The sequence below is a fragment of the Mesorhizobium sp. B2-8-9 genome, assembly GCF_006439475.1.
Taxonomy (GTDB): domain Bacteria; phylum Pseudomonadota; class Alphaproteobacteria; order Rhizobiales; family Rhizobiaceae; genus Mesorhizobium.
Map to the genome: position 1 here is coordinate 347642 of NZ_VFTQ01000003.1, position 23200 is coordinate 370841.

The 23200-nt window shown below is 63.2% G+C and carries 26 protein-coding genes and 1 pseudogene; 13 read left to right on the forward strand and 14 right to left on the reverse strand.

Translation table 11 applies throughout. The features are described 5' to 3' along the window. Positions 1 to 130: 130 nt before the first annotated feature. The gene (locus tag FJ423_RS05995; RefSeq protein ID WP_140840048.1) at positions 131 to 316 is read right to left on the reverse strand and encodes a hypothetical protein; all 186 of its coding nucleotides are present in this window, start codon (positions 314 to 316) and stop codon (positions 131 to 133) included. A gap of 221 nt (positions 317 to 537) precedes the next feature. On the opposite strand from FJ423_RS05995, the gene FJ423_RS06000 reads away from it, so the two are divergent. Continuing rightward, positions 538 to 1437, forward strand: a complete 900-nt coding sequence (locus FJ423_RS06000) for a LysR substrate-binding domain-containing protein (RefSeq protein WP_095764924.1) — start codon at positions 538 to 540, stop codon at positions 1435 to 1437. A 1-nt stretch (position 1438) separates the two neighbouring features. On the opposite strand, the gene FJ423_RS06005 is transcribed toward FJ423_RS06000, so the two are convergent. Both FJ423_RS06005 and FJ423_RS34055 read right to left on the reverse strand, forming a co-directional pair. Next, the gene (locus tag FJ423_RS06005; protein ID WP_140840050.1) at positions 1439 to 2401 is read right to left on the reverse strand and encodes an alpha/beta hydrolase; all 963 of its coding nucleotides are present in this window, start codon (positions 2399 to 2401) and stop codon (positions 1439 to 1441) included. A 308-nt stretch (positions 2402 to 2709) separates the two neighbouring features. Beyond that, entirely contained in the window at positions 2710 to 3168 is a 459-nt protein-coding gene (locus FJ423_RS34055; protein ID WP_246680093.1) for a hypothetical protein, read from the reverse strand. Between the two features lie 65 nt (positions 3169 to 3233). Between FJ423_RS34055 and FJ423_RS06015 the strand changes: the two genes are divergently transcribed. Continuing rightward, on the forward strand, positions 3234 to 4256 hold the full coding sequence (locus tag FJ423_RS06015; RefSeq protein WP_224626011.1) for an acyltransferase: 1023 nt from the start codon (positions 3234 to 3236) through the stop codon (positions 4254 to 4256). A 9-nt stretch (positions 4257 to 4265) separates the two neighbouring features. On the opposite strand, the gene FJ423_RS06020 is transcribed toward FJ423_RS06015, so the two are convergent. Further along, entirely contained in the window at positions 4266 to 6335 is a 2070-nt protein-coding gene (locus tag FJ423_RS06020) for an ASKHA domain-containing protein (RefSeq protein ID WP_140840053.1), read from the reverse strand. An 89-nt stretch (positions 6336 to 6424) separates the two neighbouring features. Between FJ423_RS06020 and FJ423_RS06025 the strand changes: the two genes are divergently transcribed. Then, the gene (locus tag FJ423_RS06025; RefSeq protein WP_224626007.1) at positions 6425 to 6667 is read left to right on the forward strand and encodes a hypothetical protein; all 243 of its coding nucleotides are present in this window, start codon (positions 6425 to 6427) and stop codon (positions 6665 to 6667) included. A gap of 79 nt (positions 6668 to 6746) precedes the next feature. Here FJ423_RS06025 and FJ423_RS06030 read toward each other — a convergent pair whose 3' ends face one another. The 6 genes from FJ423_RS06030 to FJ423_RS06055 form a co-directional block, all read right to left on the reverse strand. Next, complete coding sequence (locus tag FJ423_RS06030; protein WP_095764928.1) at positions 6747 to 7721, reverse strand: methyltetrahydrofolate cobalamin methyltransferase; 975 nt, start codon at positions 7719 to 7721, stop codon at positions 6747 to 6749. A gap of 141 nt (positions 7722 to 7862) precedes the next feature. Beyond that, entirely contained in the window at positions 7863 to 8954 is a 1092-nt protein-coding gene (locus tag FJ423_RS06035) for a methylenetetrahydrofolate reductase (RefSeq protein ID WP_140840055.1), read from the reverse strand. Then, complete coding sequence (locus tag FJ423_RS06040) at positions 8951 to 9541, reverse strand: methylenetetrahydrofolate reductase C-terminal domain-containing protein (RefSeq protein WP_140840058.1); 591 nt, start codon at positions 9539 to 9541, stop codon at positions 8951 to 8953. Before FJ423_RS06040 ends, FJ423_RS06035 begins: the two co-directional genes overlap by 4 nt. After that, a complete protein-coding gene (locus FJ423_RS06045) occupies positions 9534 to 9836 on the reverse strand; it encodes a virulence factor (RefSeq protein WP_041003951.1) in 303 nt (100 codons plus the stop codon). Before FJ423_RS06045 ends, FJ423_RS06040 begins: the two co-directional genes overlap by 8 nt. A 134-nt stretch (positions 9837 to 9970) precedes the next feature. Then, positions 9971 to 10753 carry a formyl transferase gene (locus FJ423_RS06050; protein WP_140840060.1) on the reverse strand — a complete coding sequence of 261 codons (783 nt, stop codon included), beginning with the start codon at positions 10751 to 10753 and terminating at the stop codon, positions 9971 to 9973. Between the two features lie 94 nt (positions 10754 to 10847). Further along, positions 10848 to 11423 (reverse strand): DUF4893 domain-containing protein, encoded by a 576-nt coding sequence (locus FJ423_RS06055; protein WP_140840061.1) that lies wholly within the window; start codon positions 11421 to 11423, stop codon positions 10848 to 10850. Between FJ423_RS06055 and FJ423_RS33480 the strand changes: the two genes are divergently transcribed. From FJ423_RS33480 to FJ423_RS34065, 3 genes and pseudogenes are all read left to right on the forward strand, one after another. Continuing rightward, positions 11422 to 11568 carry a hypothetical protein gene (locus FJ423_RS33480; protein ID WP_181174728.1) on the forward strand — a complete coding sequence of 49 codons (147 nt, stop codon included), beginning with the start codon at positions 11422 to 11424 and terminating at the stop codon, positions 11566 to 11568. The two genes, FJ423_RS06055 and FJ423_RS33480, sit on opposite strands and share 2 nt — an antisense overlap. A gap of 93 nt (positions 11569 to 11661) precedes the next feature. Then, positions 11662 to 12252: pseudogene (locus tag FJ423_RS34060) on the forward strand (NAD(P)-dependent oxidoreductase); the annotation flags it as partial. Between the two features lie 70 nt (positions 12253 to 12322). Next, positions 12323 to 12574, forward strand: coding sequence for a hypothetical protein (locus FJ423_RS34065; RefSeq protein WP_246680097.1), 252 nt, complete (start codon positions 12323 to 12325; stop codon positions 12572 to 12574). Between the two features lie 3 nt (positions 12575 to 12577). On the opposite strand, the gene FJ423_RS06065 is transcribed toward FJ423_RS34065, so the two are convergent. Further along, positions 12578 to 13219 carry a DUF1638 domain-containing protein gene (locus tag FJ423_RS06065; RefSeq protein ID WP_140840063.1) on the reverse strand — a complete coding sequence of 214 codons (642 nt, stop codon included), beginning with the start codon at positions 13217 to 13219 and terminating at the stop codon, positions 12578 to 12580. A gap of 53 nt (positions 13220 to 13272) precedes the next feature. Here FJ423_RS06065 and FJ423_RS06070 point away from each other — a divergent pair, with 53 nt between their 5' ends. Next, entirely contained in the window at positions 13273 to 13407 is a 135-nt protein-coding gene (locus FJ423_RS06070) for an entericidin A/B family lipoprotein (protein ID WP_041003961.1), read from the forward strand. Between the two features lie 85 nt (positions 13408 to 13492). Here FJ423_RS06070 and FJ423_RS06075 read toward each other — a convergent pair whose 3' ends face one another. Continuing rightward, positions 13493 to 14191, reverse strand: a complete 699-nt coding sequence (locus FJ423_RS06075) for a B12-binding domain-containing protein (protein WP_095764935.1) — start codon at positions 14189 to 14191, stop codon at positions 13493 to 13495. Positions 14192 to 14461: 270 nt separating this feature from the next. Here FJ423_RS06075 and FJ423_RS06080 point away from each other — a divergent pair, with 270 nt between their 5' ends. The 6 genes from FJ423_RS06080 to FJ423_RS06105 all read left to right on the forward strand — a co-directional run bounded on the left by FJ423_RS06080 (position 14462) and on the right by FJ423_RS06105 (position 21006). Then, positions 14462 to 16036 carry a trimethylamine methyltransferase family protein gene (locus FJ423_RS06080; RefSeq protein ID WP_140840065.1) on the forward strand — a complete coding sequence of 525 codons (1575 nt, stop codon included), beginning with the start codon at positions 14462 to 14464 and terminating at the stop codon, positions 16034 to 16036. A gap of 89 nt (positions 16037 to 16125) precedes the next feature. Further along, positions 16126 to 16815 (forward strand): 4Fe-4S dicluster domain-containing protein, encoded by a 690-nt coding sequence (locus FJ423_RS06085; protein WP_140840067.1) that lies wholly within the window; start codon positions 16126 to 16128, stop codon positions 16813 to 16815. 103 nt (positions 16816 to 16918) lie between these two features. Continuing rightward, on the forward strand, positions 16919 to 17650 hold the full coding sequence (locus FJ423_RS06090) for a dienelactone hydrolase family protein (protein ID WP_140840069.1): 732 nt from the start codon (positions 16919 to 16921) through the stop codon (positions 17648 to 17650). Positions 17651 to 17832: 182 nt separating this feature from the next. Then, the gene (locus FJ423_RS06095; RefSeq protein WP_140840071.1) at positions 17833 to 18393 is read left to right on the forward strand and encodes an RNA polymerase sigma factor; all 561 of its coding nucleotides are present in this window, start codon (positions 17833 to 17835) and stop codon (positions 18391 to 18393) included. A gap of 2 nt (positions 18394 to 18395) precedes the next feature. Further along, positions 18396 to 20582, forward strand: coding sequence for a VWA domain-containing protein (locus FJ423_RS06100; protein WP_140840073.1), 2187 nt, complete (start codon positions 18396 to 18398; stop codon positions 20580 to 20582). A 139-nt stretch (positions 20583 to 20721) separates the two neighbouring features. Further along, positions 20722 to 21006 (forward strand): hypothetical protein, encoded by a 285-nt coding sequence (locus FJ423_RS06105; RefSeq protein WP_224522689.1) that lies wholly within the window; start codon positions 20722 to 20724, stop codon positions 21004 to 21006. Between the two features lie 8 nt (positions 21007 to 21014). Here FJ423_RS06105 and bmt read toward each other — a convergent pair whose 3' ends face one another. Further along, positions 21015 to 22037, reverse strand: coding sequence for a betaine--homocysteine S-methyltransferase (gene bmt / locus FJ423_RS06110; protein ID WP_140840075.1), 1023 nt, complete (start codon positions 22035 to 22037; stop codon positions 21015 to 21017). A gap of 157 nt (positions 22038 to 22194) precedes the next feature. Beyond that, positions 22195 to 23052 (reverse strand): helix-turn-helix transcriptional regulator, encoded by an 858-nt coding sequence (locus tag FJ423_RS06115; protein ID WP_140840077.1) that lies wholly within the window; start codon positions 23050 to 23052, stop codon positions 22195 to 22197. Positions 23053 to 23200 lie beyond the last annotated feature (148 nt).

Here is a 23200-nt window from a genome sequence, read left to right on the forward strand (position 1 = left end):
ATGCGACTTGTTCATATGCGTCATGCAGCGGCCGCATGGCTGGAAAAGTCGTTTGAACGCAAACAAAAGACCAAACAAAAAGGCCTGCCGAGCTGATCCGGCAGGCCTTCAGAACTCTATACACACTTGATTACTTCGCTCCGGCCCAGCTTCCGACGCCGAGGCGCATGCCGGTCTTGGCGTCGGCGGCTTCCGGCCAGCCGATATCCTTCTGCAGTTCGATCGGCAGCGCATGGATGGCGCGTTCGGTCTGGTAGCGGGCGCGGGCCGAGCTGAATTCGGTCGCAAGCCGACCGATGGAAGACAGGATAGACATTTCTTTCTCCTCTATGCGGGCAGGGAGGGGCGCCCGTCATTGCGTTAAACCAGGTCTGTTTCAGCTTCATTTCACGTCGATTGCAGGACTGTGTCAGGGTCGTTTCATGGCTGCTTTTGGCAGCATCCTGTATCGATCGAGTTGACTATGCGCCTGGAGTGATGTTCAATCAAACGAAATGGAATGATCGATTGCATCAGAAAAATTGAAGGCAGACTGCCATGAACGCCCCGCTCAATCATCCCTTGCCGCTGCTTGACCTCGATGTGCTGCGCACCTTCGTGGCGATTGCCGAGACCGGCAGCTTCACCACCGCCGCCAATGCGGTGTTCCGCACGCCATCGGCCGTCTCCATGCAGATCAAGAAACTCGAGGACATCCTCGGCCGTTCCGTCTTCGCGCGCGACGCGCGTTCGGTGACGCTGACCACGGATGGCGAGATGCTGCTCGGCTATGCGCGCCGGCTGTTGTCGATCAACCGCGAGGTGGTGTCGAAGTTCATCATTCCCGACATTGTCGGCGTGGTGCGGCTCGGTTCCCCGGACGACTATGGCGAGCGCGTGCTGCCGCATGTGCTGAAGCGTTTTGCCCAGTCGCATCCCTCGATCGCCGTCGACGTCACCATCGACCAGAGCATCAATCTGCGGCGCCGCATGGACGACCGCGCGCTCGACATCACACTGCTCACCAATTCCTACAAGACCAGCGCGATCGGCGCTGAGGTGCTTTTGACCGAGCCGATCGTGTGGGCGGGCGCCAAGGGCGGCTGCGCGCATCTGCGCGAGCCGCTGCCGGTGTCGCTGTGGGAAGAAGGCTGCGCCTGGCGGGCGGGAGCGCTCGAAGCGCTCGGGCGCGAGGGCCGCAACTACCGCATCGCCTATATGAGCGCACACACGGCCGGCCAGCGCGCCGCGATCATGGCCGACCTCGCGGTGGCGCCGCTGCCGAAGTCCTTCCTCGGCGACGACATGGTCTCGCTGGGCGCCAAGGACGGCATGCCCGAGATCGGCACCTACAATCTTGCCATGGTGGTGGCGCCTGATGCGAGCGCGCCGGTGAAGGCCGTGGCCGACCATATCCGGGCGACGTTCGAAGTGTTCCGGGAAACCGGCAAGTTCTGAACTATTCGGCCGCGGGCGCGGAGCGGGCTGCGAAAGCTGCTTTCGTCCTGCGTCGAGCGCGGGCTCGGGCTGGCGCCGGAACGCTGAGGAAATCGACGATGGAATCGCGAGCGCGGCGCGCCTCGGGCATCTCGATCAGCGGCCAGACGTGGAACATGCCTTCCTCGTAGACCAGGTCGACCTCGACACCGGCAGCACGCGCGCGTTCGGCGAAGATGAGATTATCTGGCGTCAGCATGTCGCGTGAACCGGTCAGGAGCAGCGTCTTGGGCAGCACGGACAGGTTGCCGTAGAGCGGGCTGATATGCCAGTCGGTGCGGTCGAAACCGGCGCTGTAGAGCCGCACCGCTTCCAGCCCACCCGCAATACCCAGCCACGGATCCTGCCGCTCGGCCTCGAAGACTTCGGGATTTGCAAGCGAAACGTCGAGACCGGGCGAGATCAGCACATGGCGCGACGGTGCCGGCAGCCCCTCCTCGGCGGCCATCATGGTCAGCACAACGGCCATGTTGCCGCCGGCGGAATCGCCCATGAAGACGATGTCTTGCGCCTCAGTCTCTTCGAGCATGCGCCGGTAGACGTTGCCGACCATGCCGAACATGTCATGGAAATTGTGCTCCGGCGCGATGGGGTAGACCGGCACGGTGATGCCGAAACCGAGACGCTCGGCCATTTCGGCGATCAGCCCCCAATGGTAGGACGTGATCTGAAAGACATAGGCGCCGCCATGCATGTAGAGGATGCGCCGGCTTTCGCCCGCCTTCGGCGCGATCTCATAGACGGGAAAGCCGTCGATCTCGGTCTCGGTGATGTCCAGCCGTGCCCTGAGCAAGGCCGGCGGATGATAGTCCTCGGTCTTGCGGGCGTAGGCGATCCAGCGCTGCAGGTTCTCTGGACTGGAAAACGCCTTCTTGCGGCTGTGCCTGAGAACGAACGAAACGAGATGGCTTTTCAAACTGGGCATGCAGATACACGCGCTTCGGCAGAGCCGACTAAGAGAATTCCCCCGTTCTGCGAAGATTGTACCTCAGTTAAAAATGTCAAGGATCACGCTGGCACATCGGCGTGATCGGATGGTGCCGGTTCTTTGTTTGCGCGATTTCGGGCGGAAGGCTACGGCGAATTGTCGAGCCTAACCGCTGCGCACTGTTCTGGAATTGCTCTAGCGCCGCTTCGACAGCAGCGCCGCGCGCAGTCTGTTGTCGACGTTTGCCGAGGCCGCGTCGCGGCCCAGGCGCTTGCCGAGCAGCTTGCATTTATCGGCGAAGGTCATCAGCGCGGCGTGCCCAGAAGCAGCGCATGAAGGGCTGCCTGCGGGTCGCTCGGCGGCGAGGCCGGCCAGCCGATATCCTTCTGGACATGCGCCGGCAGATCGTTGAGTGCGCGGATCGCCTTGTTTCTGGCATGGGCCTGCCGGATGGTGACACCGAAACGGCTGAGATTTCCGAACATCGACATTTTCATCTCCCTTGAAGAGCGTGGCAGCCGAAGCTGCATGTCTTTGTCCCAAAGCCGCGAAGCGCTTTGGGCGACACCCACAATCTTCAGCCGCCGTGCGATGGCCGCTAAATGCGTCACGCATGTATCGGGTCGATTTCGCGAAAACAGCGTTTCCGTTTCGAGATCGCGTGGATTCGGAAACATTTGCATACAAATGAATTGAGCAGACCGGCGCGCCCGTTTCGATCCGAATAGCTGCCATCGGCGGTTGACAGAGGCGAACGGCTGCATTGTTATTGTGCAATGCGGCGTGGGGTATGTGCATCGCAGCATGATGCGATACGGGCCAAGGCATCGTGACGAGCATCCATAGTGTCCAATATCTGCGCGGCCTCGCCGCCTGCGCGGTTGTTTGCTTTCACGTCAGCGAGCAGTTCGGCGGTCCGTTCAACGTCGGAGCGTCCGGCGTCGACGTCTTCTTCGTCATCAGCGGCTTCATCATGTGGGTGACGACCGCCGGCAGGCCGGCTGATCCTTGGCGCTTCATGGGGCGCCGGATCACCCGCATCGTGCCTCTCTACTGGATCGTCACGCTGCTGACCGCGGCCGGCATCCTGCTCAAGCCGCAATTCTTCTACGGCCATTTCTTCAGCGTCCCGAATTTCGCTGGTTCGCTGTTCTTCCTGCCGGTTCTGCAGGAGAACGCGCTGCATCCCATCGTCATACAAGGTTGGACGCTCTGCTATGAAATGATGTTCTATCTCGTTTTCGCGCTGGTTCTGTTTCTCGGGCAACGCTGGCGGTTCGGCGTCCTCGTGGGCGCCCTTGTTGCCATCGTCGCGCTGCATTTCGTGCTTCCTGCCGGATACGCACGCGCCTTCAGCGATCCTGTCGTGCTCGAATTCGCGGCCGGCGTCGTCGTGGGGCGTTTGTGGTTGCAGGGCGCCAGGCTGCCGCTCGGGGTGGGACTGGCGATGGCTGGCGCGGGATTTCTTCTGCTTGCGGCCGGCCCGCTATTCGATGCCGATTTGCCGCGGGCCTTGCGCTGGGGACTTCCGGCCGCATTGATCGTGGCGGGCGCGGTTTTTGCCGAACGGTCGCGGCCGTTCAAGCCGGCTGCCTTGCCCACATTTCTCGGCGATGCGTCCTATTCGATTTATTTGTGGCATGTCGTGGTCGGCGTCCTGACGACTGGCGTCGTCCTGAGGACCGGCCTGCCGGCAGCGATGCAGCCGGCGACGATCCTGGTCGCCACGCTGGCGCTCTCGGCGATGCTATATCTGATCGTCGAAAAGCCATTGATCAGGCTGCTGCATCCGCAACGTCCCAAGGGCGCCGTCAAGGCAGTCAATGCCGCGGCCGCAGGGGCAGCGGAATGAACTGAAACGTTAGTCCCGACCGCGCCGTGCAGCACGCTCCTCGCGTGAACGCCGGCGTGGGGTAGCGTCACCGGCGGTGCCGTCCTCGCTCATCGCCTTGCGCGGCGGTAGCTTCACCGCGGCCGCCAGTTTCGGGAAGGGGTCGACCTTGTTCGGCAGCGCCATGGCGTAGACGAAGTGCTCCTGGAATTTCGGCTCAAGCGCCGTCTCGATCTTCTCGATCCTGCTCACCGTCTCCTCGATCTCGCGCCGGTAACCGCGATTGAGCAGCGCCATGCGCGCGCCGGCGCCGGCGGCGTTACCGACGGCCTGGACCTTGTCCAAGTCGCAATCCGGGATCAGGCCGAGCACCATGGCGTATTTCGGATCGATGAAGGAGCCGAAGGCACCGGCGAAATGGATGCGGTCGACATGGTCGGTGTGCTGCTTTTCCATCAGAAGCTTGGTGCCGGCATAGAGCGCCGCCTTGGCAAGCTGGATGGCGCGCACGTCGTTCTGGGTGATGGTGATCTTGGGCTCGCCCTCCTTCAGCACGTAGGAGAAGGTGCGGCCGTTGGGCACGATGCGCGGCGAGCGCAGGCCGAGCGATCCGTCGACGACGCCGTCTTCCGAGATGATGCCGGCGAGATACATCTCCGCCACCACTTCGATGATGCCGGAGCCGCAGATGCCGGTGACGCCGGTGGCCTGCACGCTGTCGGTGAAGCCAGGCTGATCGGACCACAGTTCCGAGCCGATGACCCGATATTTCGGTTCCAGCGTTTCGGGGTCGATGCGAACGCGCTCGATGGCACCAGGCGCCGCGCGCTGACCGCCGGAGATCTCCGCGCCTTCGAAGGCCGGGCCGGTCGGGGAGGAGGCCGCCACGACGCGCGTGGAGTTGCCGAGCACGATCTCGGCGTTGGTGCCGACATCGACGATCAGCATCATCTCGTCTTGGCGATGCGGCCCCTCCGAAAGAGTTACGGCGGCGGCATCGGCGCCGACATGGCCGGCAATGCAGGGCAGCATGTACAGGCGCGCGCCCTGGTTGAGCTTCAGGCCGATGTCGGAGGCCTTGATGCGCACGGCGCCGGAGACGGCAAGCGCGAAGGGCGCGCCGCCGAGTTCGGTCGGATCGATGCCGAGGAACAGATGATGCATGATCGGATTGCCGACAAAGACGGAATCCAGGATATCGTTGCGCTGGACGTTGCCTTCGGCGCAGACCTTGTCGACGAGGCCGGAAACCGCCTCGCGCACGGCGACCGTCATGCCTTCGCGGCCGTCCGGGTTCATCATCACGTAGGAGACGCGGCTCATCAGATCCTCGCCGAAGCGGATCTGCGGATTGGACGTGCCGGAAGAGGCGGCGACGCGACCCGACAGCAGCGACACCAGATGCATGGCAATGGTGGTCGAGCCGATGTCGCAGGCAAGGCCGTATGCCTCGTTCTTCAGGCCGGGCCACAGCGCGATGACGCGCGCGATGTCGCTGTCGGCGTCCTTGTGGATGGCGGCGGTGGCGGTCCAGTTGCCCTTGCGCAGAATGCCCTGCACCTGCGGCATGAGATAGAAGTCGAATTCGAGGTTCTTGAAACCCCAGTCCTTCATCAGGGCGATCTTCAATCGGTCGAGGTCGCCGAGGGGCTTGTGCATGTCGGGTTCTTCGATCTCGACATAGCACATGCGGATCGCCGTATCGCGGGCGATCACCCTGGTATCTGCGTCCTTGCGGATGGTCTGGGCGTTGATGACCGTGTCCTGCGGCACGTCGATGACGAGGTCGCCGAGGATCTGCGTCGAGCAGGAGAGGCGGCGCCGCTCGGGCAGGCCGCGCACGCGTTCGTAGCGCTCTTCCTTGGCGCCCTTGGGCGAGATGTGGTCATTGGACGAGACGATCTTGTGCTTGGCGAAGTTGCCTTCCTGCACTTCAATCTGGCAGCGGCCGCAGGTGGCGCGGCCGCCGCAAACGCTTTCAACATAGACGCCGAGCTGGCGCGCGGCATCGAGCACCGGCGTGCCAACCGGAAAGCGGCCGCGCTTGCCGGACGGCATGAACAGCACGAGCGGATCGGTGATGTTGGGGGGAGGATTCATGCTGGCACGTGTCTCGATGGCAATCGCCGATGCCGTTTAACGGATCGTTTTACTATTGGGCGGAGAGTCCGTTGGTCCAGGGGCCAACCATGTCGGATCTGTTGCTCTCCGCCATCTTCACCGCGTTCACCATGGTGCGCGTGATCAAGGGCTCGTGGCTGCGCAATCCGCAATATCTCGCCACCGGGATCCTCGGCGCGATCGTCGGTGCGCTGCTGCTGCACGCGTTCTGGCCCGCCTATGACGATGATTTCATCGTCGGCGGCGTGACAGGCATTTTCGGATCGTGGGCGGGAATGGCGTTGTTCGACGCCATATTGGGCGTGGCCTGAACGCAAAGCAGAGCTGTCCGGCCGCATCCACGATGCGATCGGACCAGCCTTGTTTGCGGTGCGGCTCACGATTGCGCGCTTATCCTCTGGCCATGCGGGCTTCGCGGCCGCCGCGGCGCCGGCCGCCATTGCCGTTACCTTCGCCCGGCGCATTGACGGCGGTCGGAGCCGCAACCGCTTGGCCGCCTTCGGCCGGCTTATAATCCTTGTAGGTGCGGATCCAGTTGGTGCAGTTCTCGTCGGTGCCGTTCAGCACATTGGCGCCGCGCACGGCTTCCATCTCCTGCGGACGGACCGGGTTCATGATTGCCGAGGTCATGCCGGCGCCGATCACCATCGGGATGAAAGCGGCGTTGATGCCGTGGCGGTGCGGCAGCCCGAAGGAGATGTTGGAGAGGCCGCAAGTGGTGTTGACCTTGAGCTCTTCGCGCAACCGGCGCAGCAGCGCGAACACCTGGCGGCCGGCATCGCCCAGCGCGCCGATCGGCATCACCAGCGGGTCGACGACGACGTCATGCGCCGGGATGCCGAAATCGGCGCAGCGCTCGACGATCTTCTTGGCGACGGCGAAGCGGACGTCCGGGTCCATCGAGATGCCAGTCTCGTCGTTGGAGATGGCGACGACCGGAACGTTGTATTTCTTGACCAGCGGCAGGATTGCCTCGAGCTTTTCTTCCTCGCCGGTGACGGAGTTGACCAGAGGGCGGCCCTTGGCGACCTTCAGCGCGGCTTCGATCGCGGCGCTGACCGAGCTATCGATCGACAGCGGCAGGTCGACCAGGCCCTGCACGATCTCCAGCGTCTGCACCAGAAGCGCCGGCTCGGTCGCATTGGGGTCGACGGCGGTGACGCCGGCATTGACGTCGAGCATAGTGGCGCCGCAGGCGGCCTGCTCCAGCGCATCCTTGATGACGGTCTCGAAGTTGCCGGCCACCATCTCGGCGGCCAGCTTCTTGCGGCCGGTCGGGTTGATGCGCTCGCCGATCACGCAGAAGGGCTGATCGAAGCCGATGACGATTTCTCGGGTCGCCGAGGCGACGATGGTGCGGGTCATGCGATCTCTCCGTCGGGATATAAAGACTTCTTTATATCGTTATCTGATTTGGTTCAAGTGAATGCGTGCCGTCCGCGCTCTTAGGCTCTAGGTTCATGTGTGTCGTTGCCCAAACCGGTTCCCACTTTGGGGCGACATACATCAATGCGCGGTCTTCACCATATCCACCTGGGTTTCGGTTATCTCGTCATGCAGCAGGTGGTCGAGCCGGTCGGCGACCAGCTGGTCGTCGCGGCGGATCTCCCGCTTCCAAGGTTGGCGGCCTTTCAGCACGCCGGATTCATCGACGATCTCGGCGACATATTCTTCCTGGCGATAGGCCATCACATGGATGCCGGCAACGCCCGGGATTTCCTTCACCTCGTTGATGATGTCGATGCAGAGCTGCTTGCCTTCCTTCTTCTGATCCTGCGCGCCCTCCAGCCGCTTGATAACCGCGTCGGGGATGTGGATGCCCGGCACGTTGGAGCGGATCCATTTCGCGGTCTTGGCGGAGGCGAGCGGGCCGACGCCGCAGAGCAGGAAGAGCTTTTCGGTGTGGCCGAGGTCGCGCGCCTTCTGCATGAAAGCTTTGAACATCGGCACGTCGAAGCAATACTGGGTCTGCGCGAACTGGGCGCCGGCGGCGATCTTCTTGCCGAGATGGATCGGGCGGAAGTCGTAGGGCGGTGCGAAGGGATTGACCGCGCAACCGAGGAAGACCTGCGGTGGCGTCGTCAGCTTGCGGCCGGACAGGAACTTGCCATTGTCGCGCATGATGCGGATGGTTTCGAGCAGCGACATGGAATCGAGGTCGAACACCGGCTTGGCGCCGGGCTGATCGCCGGCCTGCACGCCGTCGCCGGTGAGGCACAGCATATTGGCGACGCCCATCGCGGCGCCGCCCAGCACGTCGCCCTGGATGGCGATGCGATTCTTGTCGCGGCAGGCGATCTGCATGATCGGCGCATAGCCCATGCGAGTGAGCAGCGCGCAGATGCCGACCGAGGACATGTGGCAGTTGGCGCCCGAGGCGTCGACCGCATTGATGGCGTCGACCCAGCCGTCGAAGATCTTGGCGCGGTTGTAGACATCTTCCGGATCCGCGCTGTCGGGCGGATTGAGCTCGGTCGTTACAGCAAACTCGCCGCGGCGCAGCACGCGCTCCAGCCGGCCGCGTGACGTGTGGCCGGGCAGGGGCTCGAGCGGCAGGTGGATGCCGGCCGGATTCTCGTCGATCTGGCGGATGGTCATGCCGAAGCTCCGGGATTCTTGGCCGCTTCGCGCGCGGCGGCGGCCTGCGCGGTCACGCGGAGCCAAGCCGAGGTTTCGCGCAGCGACTGATCGACCGGCTTCTGCACGGTGAGGATCTTGTCGCCGTGGACCATGTTGCGCGAGCCTTCCCAGGCCTTGACCCAGACGCAGGGCATGTCCGGCTCGACCTCGCAATTGCCATTGGCGCGCACGCCGCCGCAAGGACCGTTGCGCAGCTGCTTGGGGCAGTTCATCGGGCACGACATGCCGGTGGAGGAGAGCACGCATTGGCCGCACATGCGGCAGTCGAACATGAAGCCCTTGATCCGCTTCTCGACGAATTTCACCGGGGCTTCGACGCGGCCGTAGCCGATGCCTTTCCAAAGAGGGTGCAAGAGCAGGAAGACGTCGGCGAACCGGCTGTAGAACCATTCGAGCAAGCGCGAGTGCCGGACCGACCAAAGCCGCACGGCAAAAGTGCGCTGGACGCGGCGCTGCGGCGACACGTCGGCAGGCTTGTAATCGGATTTCGGCGCGGCCTTCTTGACCAAGGTGGCCTGGGTGACCGCCGGCTGTTGCTCAGACATTTTCTTTCCCGCCAGCCTTGACCAGAGCGACCAGCCGCTCTCGGTCATATTTCGCGTCGAGTTCCTGATAGGCTTTCTCAACCTCGGCCTCGATGTCGTCGCCGACCGGAACCGGGTCGGCCTTGCGCCATTCCGCCAGATAGTCGTCGGTGCCGCCGGCGCCGGTGCGCATGGCGCACATGTCTATCGCCTCAGTGAAGCGCAGCGGCAATTCGCGCTTGGCGTTCTGCCGGCCCTTCTTGACGATGACCTGGGCTGGGATGTCGCGCCAGTAGACGACGATCAGATCGGCCATGAATTCTCAACTCCTCGAAGTCATGGAGCATTGCCGCATGCGTGGTTGAGCCGCTTGTTATGGGACGACGCGCGCGCCTTCAAAAGCGACGCTGGCGATGGCGCAAAGCGAATGCTGAAATCCGTTGCGACTGATCACCAGACGCGCTTGGTCAGGCCGGTCCAGAGATAGAACCAGATCGTCGGGTGATACCATTGCTTCGATGGCAGGCCCGTATCGATCGTTTCCAGTCTGCCGGCCAGTGCATTGCCGACCGCCTCGACGCAGATATCGCGCGAAAAGGCTGCCTGCCGCAGCGCGTAGCTGGCGATCGTATCGCCGGTCTTGGGCCTGCCGCGCGCCTGCTTCAGCACGCCGCCGGTGTCGACGCCGGCATCGACCAAGTGAACGGTGGTGCCGAAATTCCCTTGATCGCCGAAGGCCAGCGCCCAGTAGCCGCCATTCATGCCGCGATATTTCGGCGCGATGCCGGCATGGTAGTTGAGCACCGGGCAAGGCATTCTTGCCAGCGTTTCCTTCGACAACAGCCTGCAGCCGGCAAGCAGCACCACGCCCGGATTGATCCTGGCGACCGCCTCGAGGCATTCGGGCCCGTTGGCGGATGGCACATGGATGATCACCTGACCTTGCCGCGGTTCAGTGTCGAGCTTCTCCTCGGCGATCAGCCTCTCGGCATGACCGGCGAGGAACCGCTTGCCGAGCCTGGTCAGCACCATCGTGCCGAGCTGGCCTATGGCCGAGATCCAGCCCTGACGTCGCGCACGGCGGATGAGCAGGCGCTTTTTGGATTCGGCGGATTCGAGGATGACGCTGACGGGACCGACGCGGTCGGCAATCGCATTGACGATGGCCCAGATATGCGGGCCACCTTCGGTGACGACCACGACCGGTCGCGTATTCGAGTCCGACGCTGCCACGGCACCCACCCGCTTGAAATCGCGCGCATGCTAGGCGGAGCAGGTTAATCCTTGGTGTGCCGGCGCCGTTTCAACGAGGCAGCAAAGGACGGGCTCAGCGCTTGAATTCCATGATGTCGAGTTTCGATTCGTAATAGGGCGCCGGGAATTCGATCCGCCACTCGGTGGCGCCGTTGCGGAAAGCGTAGCCGACCTGGTCGCTTTCGGGACCGCTGCCATAGGGCTTGGCCTTGTCATCATTGACCGAGAACGAGCCGAGATAGATGGCGCGTTTCTCGCCGTCGTCGAAGAAGCGGCCGGCGGTGCGCTGCGAACCGCTGATCTTGGCGAGGCGCCAACCGGAGCCGTCGTCGGTCACCTTGCACTTGAACCAGCCATAGATGATGAGTGGGCTCAGGCCGCCCGCCTTGATGGTGCGGCACTTCCAATTGCCGGTGAGATCCTTGTCGGAGAAGGCGACGAGAGGTCTGGCGAGCAGTTCGTTCAACTGCTTGACCTCGGACGAATTGCCGGCTTTTGCCTCCTCGAGAGCCGCCTTGCGCGTATCGCCATATTTGTCCAATCGCGCCTTGTCGGCAGCCGTTATCAGCTTCTGCACCTCGCCGTCGGCAAGGGACGGCAAAGTGAGGGCTACGAGACCGAGGGCGGCAAGGAACAGGCGAGGCATCATGAACGTGTTTCCTCAAATCAATGACTGGAACGAAGTTCTTTCTATCGCTGGCGCACAACTTACCGGTTCGCGCTCACCTGTCATCCGTGCTTTACAGCGTGAGCCAGAGCCGGATGATTTCAGGTCGGGTCGACCTGAAATCTGAATCCGGCTCCAAATCAAAGAGATAGAGCATGATGTCGTCCGAAAACCGCTCCACACTTTTCGGCATCATGCTCTAGAAAATGGCGGTTGATCGATGCGAATCTTGCTCACGGGATCGTCCGGCTGGTTGGGCAGCGCGCTTCAGCCAAGGCTCGAAGCGCTCGACCATGAGGTGGTCGGTCTCGATCCGGTTGCCTCGGCGCGCACGCAGGTCGTCGGCTCGATCGCGGATCGCGATCTTGTCCTGAAGACCGTCCGCGAGAACAGCATCGAGGCCATTATTCACAGTGGGGCGCTGCACAAGCCGAATATCGAGCATCATGAGAACACGGCCTTTATCGCCACGAATGTGCAAGGCACGCTCAATCTGCTCGATGCTGCCGTGGCCTGCGGCGTGCAGCGCTTCGTCTTCACCTCAACGACGTCGCTCATGATCTCGCAGGCGATCCGCGCCGGCTTCCAGGGCGGCGCGCGCAAGGCCGCCTGGCTGACGGAAGAGATGTCGCCTGAGCCGCGCAACATCTATGGCGTGACGAAACTCACGGCCGAGCATCTCTGTGGCCTCTACCATATCGAGCATGGACTGCCGGTGGTGGTGCTGCGCACGGCACGCTTCTTTCCCGAGGCGGACGACATGGCGCATGCCATTGAGCAGTCCGATGCCAACACCAAGGCCAACGAGTTGCTGTTCCGGCGACTGACGGTGGAGGATGCGGCGGAAGCCCATGTGGCGGCCCTGGAGAAGGCGCCGAGCCTTGGCCTTCGACATCTTCATCATCTCGGGCCCGACGCCGTTCCGGCCGCAGGATTGCGCCGAGCTGATCGCCGACGCGCCCTCCGTCGTTGCGCGCTATTTCCCGGATTATTCGAGGCTCTATGCGAGGAAGGGCTGGACGATGTTTACCTCGATCGACCGCGTCTACGATCCGTCGCGGGCGAGGGAGCGGCTGGGCTTCGTCTGCAGGACCAGCTTCGCCGATGTGCTTGCAGCGCTGGAAGAGGCGTGACGGCTAGGCGTCTCGGGCAGCGCCCTGTGCTGTCCGCGCCAGCTCGCCGGTCAGATCGCCATAGCCGGTCGAGCGGCGCTCATAGGCGAGGCCAAGCATGGCGGCGGCTTTCTCGGCGACCTTGTCGAGCTCCGGATCCTCGGTCTGGGCGAGATAGATCAGCTTCTCGTAATTGCCGAAATAATCCTTGATCAGCTCGGGATGCCGGTCGAGGCCGAGCGGCTTGATGAAGAAGGCCTCGAACTGGCGGCAGAGGAAATCAGTCATGTAGAACGACATCATGTCGTCGTCGGCGACCTTCGCGTAGGCGTCCATGCCCTGGTAGAAGGCAAAGCAGTGCGGCCCCGCCATGCGCTCGACGCCGTGCTTCTCGATGACGCGATCGAGCAGGCCGCCGGTGCCGCAATCGGCATAGCCGACGAAGATGTGCCGGTAGCCTTCCGCCTTGGCCTTCTCGATCGCCTTGTCCATCGCCGGCGCGATGCGGTCCGGATAGAAATGGAACTCGGCCGGCAGGCAGGTCAGATCGAGATGATCGAGCTTTAGCTGTTGCTTGACGGCCAAAACTTCGCGCGCAATCATCCCGCAGGCGATGACGAGCAGCCTGTCTGTTTGATTCGGTTCCGTTTTTTGCGTCTTGACCAAGTCGGGCCGGCTTTCGCTGCGGGGCTTAATATCTGTCGAGGGAGACACCGTCCATGAAACTGCTACGCATCGCGCCGATCGCCATCCTGGCCTGCGCGCTTGCACTCACGGCCTGCGCCAACACCATCCGGGGCGTCGGCAAGGACGTCAAATCGACGGCAAGGGCGGTCAAAGACACCGTCAACTGATCGGCAGCCTCTCCTATCATCTGGGTACAAAAAAGCCGCGCTGCAAGGCGCGGCTTTTCTTGTCGATCCATCCTGATGCCTTGGGTCAGGCGGAAGCGCGAACGTTGTGCTTGCGCTTCATGAAGTCCTTGGCGGTCTCGACCGCCACCGCAGCATCGCGGCAATAGGCGTCGGCGCCGACGGCCTTGCCGAATTCCTCGTTGAGCGGCGCGCCGCCGACCAGCACGACATAGTCGTCGCGGATGCCCTTTTCCTTCATCGTGTCGATCACGACCTTCATATAGGGCATGGTGGTGGTGAGCAGCGCCGACATGCCGATAATGTCGGGCTGGTGCTGCTCGATGGCGTCCAGGTATTTCTCGACGGCGTTGTTGATGCCGAGGTCGATGACGTCGAAGCCGGCACCTTCCATCATCATGCCGACGAGGTTCTTGCCGATGTCGTGGATGTCGCCCTTGACGGTGCCGATCACCATCTTGCCTTGCTTGGGCGCGCCGGTGGCGGCGAGCAACGGGCGCAAGATGGCCATGCCGGCCTTCATCGCGTTGGCGGAGAGCAGCACTTCCGGCACGAACAGGATGCCGTCGCGAAAATCCTCGCCGACGATGCGCATGCCTTCGACCAGCGCCTCGGTCAGCACCTTGTAAGGCGCCCAGCCGCGCTCGAGAAGGATGTTGGTGCCTTCCTCGATCTCTTCCTTCAGGCCGTCATACAGGTCGTCGTGCATCTGCTGCACGAGCTCGTCGTCGGAAAGCTCGGAAAGGATGATCTCGTCGTCGGACATTTTCTCGGGCTCCTTGCTGCTCGGAATGACTGCGGCAGCCTAAAAATCGATGCGCCAATACCTAACCCGCGAGGGCAAGCTAGCCATAGCTGATTTGCGACTTCCCGCAAAAGGAAAGCGACTGGAAAGTTGGCGCTTTTCTTGTCGATTTTGCGACAGGCGTTGGCGCTGGCGGGCCGTTTCCAATAGGGTGCATGGTTACGATCCGGCGAGAAGCGGCGGTTACGGGCCGCGAGTGAATCCAGACCAGGTTTTATAGGAAGCACGATCATGAGCGAGAACGCGGCAGTCGACCAGGAAGCGTCAAACGCAAGGCGTGGGCGCGGCGCCAGCGGCGGCGCGGCGGCCCGGCGCGCGGCGCGCTCGGGCGGCGGTCCGGGCACACAGCTCACCTATATCAAGCGCAAGATCAATGTCTACGAGGTCCTCAACGAGGAAGGACTGGCGCTGATCGAGAAGAATACCGACACGGTGCTGGAAGAAATCGGCATCATTTTCCGCGACGACGCCGAGGCGCTGGCGCTTTGGAAGGACGCGGGCGCCGACGTCAAGGGCGAGCGCGTGCATTTTCCGAAAGGTCTTTGCCGCTCGCTGTTGAAGACCGCGCCTTCGATCTACACCCAGCATGCGCGCAACCCGGAGCGCTCGGTGCAGATCGGCGGCAACGCGACCGTATTCGCGCCAGTCTACGGCCCGCCCTTCGTGCGCGACCTCGACGGCAACCGCCGCTACGCGACGATCGAGGATTTCCAGAATTTCGTGAAGCTCGCCTATATGGCGCCGTCGATCCACCATTCGGGCGGCACGGTGTGCGAGCCGGTGGACGTGCCGGTCAACAAGCGCCACCTCGACATGATCTACTCGCATATCCGGTATTCGGATAAACCGTTCATGGGCTCGGTGACGGCTCCGGAACGGGCCGAGGACACAGTGGCGATGGCCAAGCTCGTGTTCGGCGACGACTTCGTCGAGAACAACACGGTGCTGACCAGCCTGATCAACGCCAACTCGCCGATGGTGTTCGACGAGACCATGCTAGGCGCGCTGAAAGTCTATTCGCGCCATAACCAGGCCTGCATCGTCACGCCGTTCATCCTGGCCGGCGCGATGAGTCCGGTAACCGTCGCCGGCACGCTGACGCAGGTGCTTGCCGAAGTGCTCGCCGGCGCTTCGTTCACCCAGCTGATCAGGCCTGGCGCGCCGGTGCTGTTCGGCACCTTCGCCTCGTCGATCTCGATGCAGTCCGGCGCGCCGACCTTCGGCACGCCGGAGCCGTCGCTGGTTTCCTACGGCGCCGCGCAGCTCGCGCGCCGGCTCGGCCTGCCGTTCCGCACCGGCGGCTCGCTCTGCGCCTCGAAGGTCCCGGACGCGCAGGCAGCCTATGAGAGCGCCAACACGCTCAACTCGACGATCCTTGCCGGCACCAATTTCGTCCTGCATTCGGCTGGCTGGCTCGAGGGCGGTCTCGCGTCCTGCTACGAAAAATTCATGATGGATATCGACCAGCTCGGCATGCAGCAGAAGTTTGCCGAAGGTGTCGATCTGTCGGAAAACGGCCAGGCGATGGACGCCATCCGCCAGGTCGGTCCGGGCAGCCACTATCTCGGCTGCGACCACACGCAGGCGAATTTCCAGACGGCCTTCTACCGTTCCAGCATCGCCGACAACAATTCCTACGAGCAGTGGCTGGCCGAAGGCGAGAAGACCGCCCCGCAGCGCGCCAACGAGCTCGCACGCCGCTGGCTGGAAAGCTACGAGGCGCCGCATCTCGATCCGGCCATCGACGAGGCGCTGAAGGACTTCATCGCCAGGAAGAAGGGCTCGATGGCCGACGCCTTCACGTGAAAGGAGCCCGAGTCAGGCCGGGCTAAAGTGGCCGACATCATCCACAAGGAAGTCTGGCGGAGCGCGTTCTCCGACCCGGACCGGAAGGGATGACTTTTTTCCGCGGCACGGTCGAGGAGATTGCGGCCGCACTCGCGGCCAACGGCCTGATTCTCCGCGGCGGTTTCAGCTTCGGTGACGATGAGATGGCGCCAGCCGGGCCTTCCGGCGCGCCGGCCAAATCCGTGCTGCTTGTCGGACAGGCGGGCGCGGCGCCCTGGCCGCATTTCCAGCGCTGGCGGGAACGACAGGCGAGGGACATCGCCAACCCACTCGACAGTTGGTCGCGCGAGGTGATCGGCGCGGTGGCGAAAGAATTCGGCGCCCGCGCGGTGTCGCCATCCGATCGGCCCTACCTGCCGTTCCAGCAGTGGGCGATACGGGCCGAAGGGCTGAAGCCGTCGCCGCTCGGCATCCTCATGCATCCGACCTATGGACTTTGGCATGCCTATCGCGCCGCATTGCTGTTCGAGGACGAGATTTCTCTTCCAGAAGCTCATGAGATGAATCATCTTTGCGACGCATGCGTCGAAAAACCCTGCCTGAAATCCTGTCCGGTCGGCGCATATTCGGCGGCTGGCTTTGCGCACGAGGCGTGCCTGGTGCATGTGCGTGGCACGGATGGTGCGCCCTGCCGCGCCGGCGGCTGCCTCGACCGCAACGCCTGTCCTTACGGCGCTGAGTATCGCTATCCGGCCGATGTCCAGGCTTTCCATATGGCGGCGTTCGCCGGACTGTAGGCATTCTTCCGAACCGCACGGAAACTTGACCGCGATCGAGAGGTTGCGGCTTGCCCTGCCGGGCGGTGCGGATATCTATCCCTGGCAACCGGCGGAGCGCGCAATGACGAAGCAGGACATCGAGATCAAGACCCTGGACGGCACGGCGAAGGCACGGCTGTTTCGTCCAGCCGCGCCGGCCAAGGCTGGCGTCATACTCTATATGGATATTTTCGGTCCGCGCCCGGCGCTCGACCAGATGGCCGAGCGCCTCGCGCAGCATGGCTATGCCGTGCTGGTGCCCGATCTCTTCTACCGCTATGCGCCCTATGGTCCGTTCGATCCCAAAACCGCCTTTGCCGAGGAAAAGACCAAGGCCCTGCTGTTGATGCTGAGCGGCGGCACGACGCAGGGCATGACCATCCGCGACGGCAGCGCGTTCCTCGATGCTCTGGCCGCCGAGGGGATCGCCGGACCGACTGGCGTCGTCGGCTACTGCATGGGCGGCGCGCGGGCGCTAAACGCGGCGGCGAGCTATCCGGACCGGATCGTTGCCGCGGCAAGCCTCCATGGCGGCAATCTCGCCAGCGACGCGGCCGACAGCCCGCACCGCAAGGCGTCCTCGATCAAGGCGCGCGTCTATGTCGGCGTCGCCGGCGTCGACCGCAGCTTCCCGCCGGAGCAGTCGGCGCGGCTGGCAGAGGCGCTCAGGGTGGCAGAGGTTGACCACGTCATCGAAAACTATGTCGGCGTCGACCACGGCTGGTGCGTCAAGGACCACAGCGTCTATGACGAGGCGGGCGCTGAGAGGCATTGGAAGCGGCTGACGACGTTTTTCAAAGAGACGCTGGGTTAGCCTTCTTTCGCAGATCGCGGAGGGGGCGTCGTGCAGCGCGAGCCTTCGAATGTTCGCGCTGCCCCTCATCCGCCCTTCGGGCACCTTCTCCCCGTGAACGGGCAGAAGGAAATGCGCCTCCGCAAAAAAATCTTTCCATCGCCCCAAGGATTGGCCATTAGCCTTCGTCCAACAGGCAAATGATGGCGATGATGCTGGACGACGGCGAAGCCTCCGATGCCGAACTGATCGGGCGGGCGAGGGGCGGAGACAGGGGTGCTTTCGGCAGATTGCTCGAAAGGCATTACGGCTTCGTCTATCGCGCCGCCTTTCGCTGGTGCGGCCGCAAAGCCGACGCCGAGGACATCGCCCAGGACGTCTGCGTGCGGCTCGGCCGCGCGATCCGCGATTATCAGGGCAACGGCGCCTTTACGACATGGCTCTATGCCATGACGCTGAACGCTTCGCGCGACATGATGCGCAAGCGCGCCCGCGACACTGCCAAGACCGATGCCTACGGCGCCTATGCGCTGATCGCGGGCGACGCGTCGGCGGAGATCGACGATCCGGCCGAGGCGCTGTGGGTGGCGGTGCGGATGCTGCCCGACAAGCAACGCGACGCAGTGCTGCTGGTCTATGGCGAAGGTCTCAACCACGCGGCGGCCGCCGAGGTGATGGCGATCTCGGAGACGACGGTGTCCTGGCACATCCATGAAGCGAAGAAACGGCTGAAGCTGCTGATGCGCTCAGCCGGGGAAGTGTGACCATGGTCGACGACAACGAACTCGAAAGGCTGCGCGACATCGCGGTACCGGCGCCGGACGGCGAGGCGAAGGCGCGCGCGTTCGCCGCCGCGATGCAGGCTTTCGACCTCGACGAAAAAATCTCGCCTGTTCGCCAAGGAACGTCCGCAGGCCTTCGTCTCACGGAGCGAGCAAGAATGCTCTGGAGAGACATCATGCAACGGAAACTCATCGCCACGCCGGCCATCACCGCGCTGGTCGCGCTGCCTATCGCCGGCTATGCCGCTTTCGAGATGCTGAAGGACCACCCGCCCGTCGTCGGCGGCAACGGCACGGTCACCGAGACCTTGGCCGACAAGCCGGCGGCGCAGAAGCCTGGGCCGGAACAGCCCGCGATCAACGAGCCGCTGGCAGCGGCGCCGGCCAAGCAGAAGAAGACAGACGCCGACGCCGAGACTCGGGCCAATTCACAAGTGGCGGCGCCGAAGCCGGCGACAGAGGTCGACGGCCTGCTCAAGCAGGAGGCTGCGCCGGAGAGCAAGCGCGCCCTGCAGCCTGCGCCGGCGGAGAGCGGCCAGCTCGCGGCCGGCGGCAAGGACGGGTCGTCAAACAGAGTGATCATGTCGATGACACCGCCTAGCGTCGATGAGGCTGAGCGGGCCGACAAGGCGCCGGCAGGCGGCGCGGCCGCCATTCCGGCGTCTCCGCCCGCCGTCGCCGATTCCAAGCTGATGGTGCAGCCCGCGCCCATGCCGGTCGACCAACTGCAGCCGCAGGAGGAAAACCGCGATCGCGTCGAGAATTTCAAAACCAATCCGGTGCATGAAACAGCCCAGGATCCGGTCTCGACTTTCTCGATCGACGTCGATACCGCCTCCTATTCTTTCGTGCGTCGCTCGCTGAAGGAAGGCAGTCTGCCCGACCCGGACACAGTCCGCGTCGAGGAGATGATCAACTACTTCCCCTATGGGTGGAAGGGTCCGGAATCGGCTTCAACGCCATTCAACTCGACCGTCACCATTATGCCGACGCCGTGGAACGAGCACACCAAGCTCATGCATGTCGCGATCAAGGGTTTCGACGTGACGCCGGCCGAGCAGCCGAAGGCCAATCTGGTTTTCCTGATCGACGTCTCGGGCTCGATGGACGAGCCCGACAAGCTGCCGCTGCTGAAATCCGCCTTCCGCCTGCTGGTCAGCAAGCTGAAGCCCGACGACACCGTCTCGATCGTCACCTATGCCGGCAATGCCGGCACGGTGCTGATGCCGACCAAGGCGGCGGAAAAGCAGAAGATCCTTGCGGCAATCGACAATCTGGCGCCCGGCGGCTCGACGGCCGGCGAAGAAGGCATCCGCGAGGCCTACAAGCTTGCGCAGCAATCCTTCGTCAAGGACGGCGTCAACCGTGTGATGCTTGCCACCGACGGCGACTTCAATGTCGGCCAGACCGATGACGACGACCTCAAGCGGCTGATCGAGAAGGAGCGCAAGACGGGCGTGTTTCTCTCGGTGTTCGGCTTCGGCCGCGGCAATCTGAACGACCAGATGATGCAGACCATCGCGCAGAACGGCAATGGCACGGCGGCCTATATCGACACGCTGGCCGAAGCCGAGAAGGTGCTGGTCGAGGATGCCTCCTCGACGCTGTTCACCATCGCCAAAGACGTCAAGATTCAGGTCGAGTTCAACCCAGCCACGGTCTCCGAATACCGTCTCGTCGGTTATGAGACCCGCGCGCTGAAGCGCGAGGATTTCAACAATGACCGCGTCGATGCCGGCGATATCGGCTCGGGCCATTCGGTGACCGCGGTCTATGAGATCACGCCTAAAGGCAGCGGTGGCGAGCAGGTCGATCCGCTGCGCTACGGCCAGGCCAAGGTCGACAATGGCGGCGTCGCCAATGCCGGCGAATATGCCTTCGTCAAGATCCGCTACAAGCTGCCGGACGAGAACGTCTCGAAGCTCATCACCACGCCGGTGACCGCCGCCAATGAGGTCTCGTCCTTCGATGCGGCCGGCGCCGACCAACGTTTTTCGGTTGCCGTCGCGGCCTTCGGGCAGAAGCTGCGCGACGAGGATCAGACCGCGAATTTCAGCTATGACCGCATCGCAGAGATCGCCAATGCCGCGCGCGGCGCCGATCCATTCGGCTATCGGGCGGAGTTCCTGTCGCTGGTGCGGCTGGCCTCATCGCTGGACGGCAACAAGTAGGCCATTGCGGACTGAAGGAAAGGCCGGCGGGACAGATCCTGCCGGCCTTTTTTCGATCGTTAAATTGCACGGGTTTTCCGGAACCTCGCCGCAACGAGCTTCTGTTAGTCGGTGCTGACAAGGGTTTGAGGGATCAGCAGTGCATATCACGACAATGGGGAACGTGAACTCGACGGCGGCCAATGCCCCGGTGCGCGGACCGTCCGCTGCTTCAGCGGAAGCCGCGCGAATCAGGAACGATGTCGACGCGGCGCGCAACACAGCGCTTTCGGCCCTCAACAACGACCGTTTTCGCTCGATGCTTGAGCAGATCAGCGACCCCGGCGCATCGGGCGCCCTGATGACGATGGGCGCCGACAACCAGGGCAGTGCCGGCACCGATCTCAATACCGCGCTGTCGCGCTACGCTGAAAACAGCAAGTAGAAAACGTATCAGGCGCGGCTGCGCCGGCGCTCGCGGCGGGCTTCGCTGGTCTCGGCGGTGTTTGCCGTCGCCGCCTTGTTGCGCATCGGGCCGATGCGCTCGACGATCGTCTCGACGGTCGGGCGGGTCGACTTGGTGTGCGCGTCCAGCGCCTTGCGCATGGCAGCAAGGTGCGCGAACGAGGTGCCGCAGCAGCCGCCGACAATCTTGGCGCCGGCATCGACCGCCAGCCGCACATAATCGGACATCAGCTCCGGCGTGCCGGAATAATGGATCTCTGCGCCGCGGAACTCCGGAATGCCGCAATTGCCCTTGACGATCACGGTCGCGTCCGGCTTCGCATCGGTCATGTCGAGCAGCGAAGCCAGGATATCGGAAGCGCCGACGCCGCAATTGGCGCCGACGCCGAGAGGGGCCTGCGACAGGCCATCGGCGACGGCGTGGATATCCTTCGGCAGCAGGCCCATCATGGTGCGGCCGGCCGTGTCGAAGGAACCGGTGTAGGTATAGGGCAGGCCGACCCGGATGGCGGCCTCAGCCGCGGCGCGGATCTCGTCCGGCGCCGACATGGTCTCGATCCAGGCGACTTCGGCGCCGCCGGCCTTCAAGCCCTCGATCTGTTCGGCGAAGGCCTCGACCGCCTCGTCATAGGTCATGGCGCCAAGCGGCACCAGCAATTCGCCGGTCGGGCCGACGGAGCCGGCGACGATCACCTTGCGGCCGGCCTTGTCGGCGACGGAGCGGGCAATCTCGGCGGCGCGCTTGTTCAACTCGTGGACGCGATCCTGCGCGTGATGCAGCTTCAGCCTGTGGCGAGTGCCGCCGAAGGAGTTGGTGAGAATGATATCGGCGCCGGCGTCGACAAAGTTCTGATGCAGGCTGGCGATGGTCTCGGGCGCCGTCTCATTGAGCAGCTCAGGCGCTTCCCCGGCCTCAAGACCCATCGCGAACAGATTGGTGCCGGTGGCGCCATCGGCCAAAAGCACGCCTTTTTCGGCAAGCAGTGCGTCAATCGGGTTGGTCGCGGTCATGGCCCTGAATTTCCTGCCTGGAATGGCTTTCGCGTTCAAATTCAAATAACGATATAAAGAAGTCTTTATGTCCAGTCAACGAATTTGCGGCCGCGAAAGGCCATGGGGTTTTCCCTGGAACGATGACGGGCGGCGAAGACGATATCAATGCGCGCGATCAGGCAGAGCCTGATGGGAAGGACATTGCGGCCAGCTTTTGCGCAAAGCTCGCGGCCTCGTGCGCGTTGATGTCGGCGGCCCGGATCAGGTTGTCGAAATGGCTGGTGAGCGTGCGGATCGGCTGAGTGGCGCTCAACACGAGATACATGTCGCCGACATAGATCGCGGCGCGATAGGGGCCAAAGATCGTATAGGGGATCGAATAGCGAATGCGGCCGTCATAGAGGAACAGGCGAAAGGTCGGATAAAGGTCGTCAAGCAGCGCCGCCATGTGCAGCAATTGCTTGCGCCGTTCGGCCTCGGGGAAACGATCCCAGACACCGAGGCCGCGCGCGAAGATCTCCAGCGTGTGGCGCGGCATGCAGACTTCCATGTCGGTCTCCGGCCGACGGTTGTAGTCGATGCGATATTGCGTTTCGCCTGCCTGCGCCTCACGGCTCTTGTTGGCAATGCCGGCCTCATATTCCACCAGTGCCTCGGTCCGCAGAAGGTCGGGAATGCCCGCGGGCACATAGCGGATCTTGGTGCCGGCCGCCTCGGCATGCCATTTGGCCAAAAGCGTGCGGTCGAAGCCGTCGGGCGCCTCTTCGATCTCCAGGCTTTCTCTGATTTCGCCGGTGACACCTTCGTCCTGGCTCAGGCCCAGCAGCCAGTCGAGCGATACCTTGAACTCGGCGGCTATGTTGAGGAGGGTCTCGGCGCGGGGCAGGCGGGTCGAGGCGCCGGAGAGGAGCTGCGACAGCGCCGAACGGTCGATGCCGACCGCCGTCGCGAAGGCCGACTGGTTCAGGTCGGACCGTGTCAAGAGCAATTTCAGGCGCTCCCGAAAGGTCATCGACAGATCGCGCTTGTCCATCACGCTGCTTCCGTGTCGGAGAGGAAAAATTTGCGCCGGAGCCGTTTTGAACGTGGCTCAGGCGGAAATGAATCCCGATGTCTGTTTACAATGTATAACATATGCCGCCAAAAATGCGCATTCGCAACGGGTTGTGCGCATTGTCGCG